The sequence below is a fragment of the Psittacicella hinzii genome, assembly GCF_003585885.1.
Taxonomy (GTDB): Bacteria; Pseudomonadota; Gammaproteobacteria; order Enterobacterales; family Psittacicellaceae; genus Psittacicella.
The window spans coordinates 1-6,296 of record NZ_NRHC01000138.1; the positions used below are offsets into that span (position 1 = coordinate 1).

At 34.6% G+C, this 6,296-nt stretch carries 4 protein-coding genes; 2 read left to right on the forward strand and 2 right to left on the reverse strand.

Annotated elements, in window-relative coordinates; translation table 11 throughout:
* Positions 1 to 527: 527 nt before the first annotated feature.
* A complete protein-coding gene (locus CKF54_RS07675) occupies positions 528 to 1,295 on the forward strand; it encodes a putative quinol monooxygenase (protein WP_147396858.1) in 768 nt (255 codons plus the stop codon).
* A 471-nt stretch (positions 1,296 to 1,766) separates the two neighbouring features.
* Here the strand turns inward: CKF54_RS07675 and CKF54_RS07680 are convergent, their stop codons facing one another.
* Both CKF54_RS07680 and CKF54_RS07685 read right to left on the reverse strand, forming a co-directional pair.
* Positions 1,767 to 2,189: a hypothetical protein gene (locus tag CKF54_RS07680; protein WP_119525766.1), complete on the reverse strand. Its 423-nt coding sequence runs from the start codon at positions 2,187 to 2,189 to the stop codon at positions 1,767 to 1,769.
* Positions 2,190 to 3,593: 1,404 nt separating this feature from the next.
* Positions 3,594 to 3,776 carry a hypothetical protein gene (locus tag CKF54_RS07685; RefSeq protein ID WP_119525767.1) on the reverse strand — a complete coding sequence of 61 codons (183 nt, stop codon included), beginning with the start codon at positions 3,774 to 3,776 and terminating at the stop codon, positions 3,594 to 3,596.
* A gap of 976 nt (positions 3,777 to 4,752) precedes the next feature.
* Between CKF54_RS07685 and CKF54_RS07690 the strand changes: the two genes are divergently transcribed.
* Positions 4,753 to 5,865, forward strand: a complete 1,113-nt coding sequence (locus CKF54_RS07690) for a TerC family protein (protein ID WP_119525768.1) — start codon at positions 4,753 to 4,755, stop codon at positions 5,863 to 5,865.
* Positions 5,866 to 6,296 lie beyond the last annotated feature (431 nt).

The window sequence follows — 6,296 nt, forward strand, 5'->3', positions numbered from 1 at the left end:
AAAACGGGAAAATAGGTTCTAGAATATTGCTGGATATTTCTGGATATTTGGATATTGCTGAATATTGATGTCGACTGCTGCTCAGGTTTGCTGGTGTAGTGGGGTTAGTAAGTTAATAACCAGTATGGAGTTTATAAGTAAAAACGAATAGTGGAGATAACTATCTAAACTCTTAACTTGCTCACCTTAATCATGGTTACTCTGGGTTACAAGGTTACAAGTAATTAATTTTTATTCGTAAAATATTGTAGATTGCAAAAGCGCCCATATAAATACTTTTGAAATATCTCTCGTAAGACTTTGCAGTTAATTTACGCTCTGCTGTTGCAGGTTGTATTTTCAATAGCAAATGTCAGTTAATAGAAAAGTCAATGACAACCTCAGTGTAAAAACTTTGAGTAAAAATTTAAAGTAAAACTGAATGAACAAACAGCTGTCTAATTAACTGCAAAGGTTAAACTTCTAACAATTTCTCTAACATGATTTACAACAGATTTTTTAAGCTAGCTAGCCTACTTATTGCAAGTATGTTCGCTAGTACGAGTGTTTTAGCAGCAAGTGAGGCTAGCGCTCTTACCAATACAGCAATTTCAGCTACTGCATTACAACAAGCATTAGCCTCTGACCAAGCTAATCTAACTTTAGAAGCAAACAAAGTAAAGTTTGCGCGTGCAGTAGTCAACGCTCCAATTGTGCAAGTAAAACAATACCACTTAGTTAACCAAGAGAGTGGTGATGACTTCGACTCTCTTGCAGTATACAATCTAAGCACCTCAATCGTTGAGGGGCAAGACAACTTAGCCATGTTCTTGATGTATGATGAAAACGATCCTCAAGTTTACTATGCTTTAGAAGTATTTACAGACTCTAAAGCACAAGAAGAATATCAAGATTCAGAGAGCTACAAGTTTTTCCAAGAAAGTCTACCGACTTTAGTCGAAAGAACTGTAGAGTCTAATGCTACTCCAGAGTTTATGCAGGATCGTGAAGTATTATCAAGTACAGACGCACGTATAAATGTAAAACAAATTACTGTCCAAACAGGAGAAGAAGAGCAATTTGCTACAGAGTTTGTAGATTTCTTACAGCAAGAATTTGCAGGTAACAGTGACATTCTTTCTCTATACGTCCTCAAAGTAGCCATTAACAAATGGTTAGTTTTTACTGTGCAACAACAAAATTCAGACTTCCAACTTCCAAGTACTTTATTAGCTAAAGTTGTTGATAGCCATGATGTCCCTTTAAAAACTAGTCTTTTAATGAACCAAGGGGTATTAAAGTTTGCTAAGGGCTAGTAAGAACTAGCAAGGGCTAGTAAAAACTAGTAAGTGCTAAGCAGGCTAATTCAGTAATCGGGAGAATTAAGAACTAGTGAGTGCTAATCATGCTAATTCTGTAATAGGGAGAATTCTGTAATTCGAGTAATCAGGACAATCTCATACCAACTCAATTTCCCTTCTCCGTTTTTACATTCTCCATTTTTACTTTTACATTCTCAATATTGAGACAATAACAAAGGTCTTAGTTTATTCAACTAAGACCTTTGTTATTTTTTTCTTTTTATTAGTAATGTTAGATCCTATTTAGTCGATCTTAGTTAGATCTCACTAAGCAGGATCAGGTTTAGAGTAGGTAGGTTTAAACCAGTAGCGAAATATTATATTAGAGTAGAAGCGTGTAAATTTGTTTGCCTCTTGTGGCAAACAGCTTAACTTTGTAAGTTAAGACTTTGAAAGTTAAAAGTCCAAGACTTCAAAAGTATAAAGTTAAGAGTTACTTTGAAGAAGTTGGACATTGCTATTAAGTACTAGAAGAACTTTTTCTCCACTTTCGTTATCTAGGGCAACACGGTAGTTTACTCCTAGTTTTTCTAGCAAGGTATTAGCATCTTCAATGCTAATAGAACTCGAGATAGAAATTACATTGAAGTTGTGGTTAAAAGTTGTTGCTTTATCTTGGCTGTCATCTCGCGTAAGAATAACGCTTTGACTGCCATCAAATTTATTAAACTTGAGAGCAACATAACGTACTTCTTGGTTGTCTAGTACTTGGATAGCTGAAGCAGCCGAGTAGTTATAACTCGTAGCTGCGTTAAGCTGACTGTTAGTACCAACAATACGTTGGAACTGATTTGCCCAAATGTTAGTTGAGAAAATACTGATAAAAAAGCAGGTTAACAGAAGTTTCATAATCTATATATGGAACGAATAAAAAGAACTATGAGATCTAGATCTAAATAGTTGGTTAGAGATAGTTGAAGACTGTTAGAGATCGTTGGAGATAGTTGAACTCTATCTTTAAACAACCAACCATTTAACAGTTTACCATTTTTCCCTGACAAACGTAAAAAATAAGAGAGTAAGTTAACCGAAGTTAATTTGCTCTCCTATTTATAGACAGGGTTTGGTTGTTTTGGGTTGTTTATTACTCATGATGGATTGCATGAGAATGAAATAATTATGTTTGTTGTATCTTTGATTGTTGTGTTCTTAACAGTTGTCTTGTTTGTCTTGTGTTTTTTAACAGCTGGGTTTTTTCAGTTGTGTTTTGAACTGTTAGGTTTGAACGGTTACGTTAATCTTGAACAGTTGCGTTGTTTGCTATTTAGTTAGTTGTTGTGTTCGGTGTTGTTCTTGCTTAATTATGTTGTTTTGTATTGTACGTTTTACTTAAATCAAAAAGTGGAGTTGTTGTTTTTATAATTGAGGTTTTGATTTAAGAGGTTTGTATATTCTAGGTATCCTACCTAGTCTTTACTTAATCTAGAAATTCTATCTAGCTATGTGCTTAAGGTGCTTAAGGTAGTTTGCTTCTACCTTAAAGGGGATGAGGGCACTAAGCTATCTTAGCTATCTAAACTATTTTGGCTATCTTGATAGAGTAGTAAAAATTCGTAAGTTTAACTTGATTAGAAGTTAACTACGCTTAAAAGTACTAAAGTACCAGTAACAATAACAGATAAGATATTCATTAATTTATCCATGGTTGTCTCCTTGTGTTGTTATGTTTTAAACTGTTGTTTTTATGTTGTTGTTTTCTTATTTATATTATAAGGGTTGTAAATGAAAAAATCAATAAGTGAGTACTCACTTATTTAAACTTTTTTACAACTTTTTTGGAAATAACTTGGGGTTGAGGGAGAACATCAGGGATTTTGTAGGTAGTTTCATTGTATTTTTAGGAAGATGTGAGAGCTTTGGATACTATAGGGCAGAAAGACAATAACTAACTATAGAGGTAGACAATAACTATAGAGGCAAGAGCCGTAATGAGACTTAACAGTAGAGGAACTAGAGCAGTGAAAGAACTAGAACAACAGATGAACTAGAACAACAGATGAACTAGAACTCAAGGACTACAACATCAGATATGTAATAACATCAGAGGGATTACAACTATAGAGGAGAGGTTGCAGAGAATACAGCAACTGAAGATTCGTAGAATGTAAAAAACGAAGATTTTGCAATCTTCGTTCAGGTGGATATAAATTATGAAATATGTTGAGTTGTCTTATTTAAGTTTGTAGACTTTGTGGAAGTCATTAGCTTTTTAGCTCTGTGGTTGTTGGTTAGCTAGCTTTTGTGCTAGTCAGTTTAACTTTCAGATTTATCATCTGTTTTAGTAGCTGGTTGTGGGTTATCAGCAGAGATTTGGTAAACAGGAATATCTTCTGCATTGCTACTTTGTTTTACGGCTACATTAGCAAAAGAGAATGCTAAAGTAATAATCGCTAAACTAAATAATGTGAACTTCTTGAAAAAAGAAATTGCTGACATAGTGCCTCCGATGTTTTGAGTTTTTGGTTAATTGTGTATATGAAAGTTACTGTAATCTCTACAGTAGAGTAGGGTAAGCACAAAGGTTAGAAGTAGAGGCAAGGTTTTTTATGAGGTGTAACTATGCTTGTACCAGTGAATTAAATTATAGAGAGACTGTCTACATGCAATAGTTAGGTTATGAGCGTTAGGTTATGTGAGTTGGGCTACATACATAAGTATCTATTGAACATATCTAGCAACCATAGCTATCAACCATAGCTAGTAACCAACCATAAAAATGTTTATCTTGAAGCAGGAGTAAAGTCTCTGCTTAATTAAATCTGTCCTGTTGTTTTTGTCCTTGGAGGTGTTTGTACCTAGATGTTTTTGTATCTGTATCTAGATACCTTATGTACTTTTGGAGTACGTTTGTACTGTTGTATGCACCTTTGTACTGTTGTATGACTTTTGTACTCTCGTACTTGTTTGTTGTACGTTTGTACCTTTGCACCTTTGTTGTACAAATGCACGTGTACGAATGTACTGATCACCTTTATAGTACTTAACATCAGGTTTAGATAAAATTTCTCTACGTTCAAGTTTTTTGTGTTACTTAATATTAATATGAAGATGAAAAACTTATTTATCAAGAGGAAAATGAAAATTTTTTAGCCATCTACTTGTTATGCCAATCAGAGGGAGGCAACTTATAGAGCAAAAAACTAATTCATGTAAGCTTGGATTTAAAAAGAATTTGTAAAGCTTTACTAGGTATTTTCTAGGAGTTCGTCTAGAAAAGACCTAGAATAAAACAGTAATGATCAAGGTTGAAATAGTTGTAAGTAAGAATGAGTTAATTCATTTACAAATTTCTCTTTGATCTATATGCAAATAAGACCGTTTTGTAGTATTATTTAATCTTTAACTTTGTATGATCAAGTAAAATAATTCAAATATTCTTTTTATCTTATTTATATTTAAAAACTAGAGATTTATGGGAACTTTTGGTTTTCCGCTAGAAGCGGTACTAATATTTTTTGGAGTAATGTTCTTTTCGATTTACGTTGACTTAGTGGCTCACCGTAAAGTAAAAGAGATTACAGTTAAAGATGCATCTATCTGGTCAGTATTCTGGATTGGTTTAGCAGTAGCTTTTTACTTCTACCTTTGGTTCAGATTTGAAAAGACATACGCAGATATGTATCTCGCAGGTTATGTATTAGAAAAAACTCTGTCAATTGACAACCTAATGGTGTTTGTTGCTATCTTTGCTTCTTTTGGGATTAAGTCGCACTTACAACACCGTATTCTGTACTGGGGTATTATTGGGGCTTTAGTATTCCGTGCGATCTTCGTTCTAGTAGGTACAAGTTTATTCGCTGCAAGTCCATGGGTAGGTTTTGCCTTTGCTGCCTTTGTACTATGGTCTGGTTGGAAAATGATGTCTGCGAAAAAAGAAGAAGAGGAAATCGAAGACTACACTAACCACTGGTCAATCAAACTAACAGGTAAACTTTTCCCTGTGTACAAAAAGTTACACGGTGAAGCTTTCTTTGTTAAACACAATGAACTTCCAGCAGAAGAAACTGATGCTAGTTCAAAACTTGCAAATGTAACTCGCAAAGGTCTTTACTATGCAACCCCAGCATTCCTTTGCTTAATTGCAATTGAAGCATCAGATTTAGCATTTGCTTTTGACTCAGTACCAGCAGTTATTTCTGTAACTCAAGAGCCGTTACTAGTATATGCGGCTATGATCTTTGCTATTCTAGGTTTACGTAGTCTTTACTTTGTTTTAGCAGCGTTAACTAAGTACTTAGTTCACTTAGAAAAAGCAGTAGTTGTTCTGTTATTCTACATCGGGATTAAGATGGGCATACAGTCATTCGGTATGGTAACCGGTAACGAGCACTTACATATTCCTTCAAGCTGGAGCTTAGGTATCGTTCTAGGTGTACTAGCTTTAGGAGTGATTGCTTCTTTACTTTTCCCAGGGAAAAAAGAAGCTCACTCTGTAGAAGCACAAGGTAAAACAACAGAAACAGCTCCTGAAGCAAAAGTAGAACAAGCGCAAGCTACAGAAGCTAAAGACGATAGCGCAAAATAATTTTACAATCAGCGCTAACTCAAGGTTAAGCGTGATTTAGCGCTAGAGTGATTTGGCGCTAGAGTGATTTGGCGCTAGAGTGATTTAGTGTTAAAGTTATTACAAATTACCATTTGCCGAGGTTGTTGAAGAGGGGATAGATAAGTGATAGGTGTTTGAGAAAACTGAGAAATCTATGTTAGTTTCTTAACTTGTTAACTTCTTAACTTGCTATCTTCTTATCATCATATTCTCTTAACTTCCTAGCCTAAGGAAATGGTTAAACATAAAAGCAATTTATTTTATAGCTCCCAGTTGGTAACGACGGGGAGCTATATTTTTTGTTTTAGTTTAACCTCATCTTATGCCTAGCCTATGCCTAGTCTTTGTTACTTTTTGAGCTCTTGGTCTTGGGCATATATTCATTTGGGGGTAATAGGGATTCCCGAACA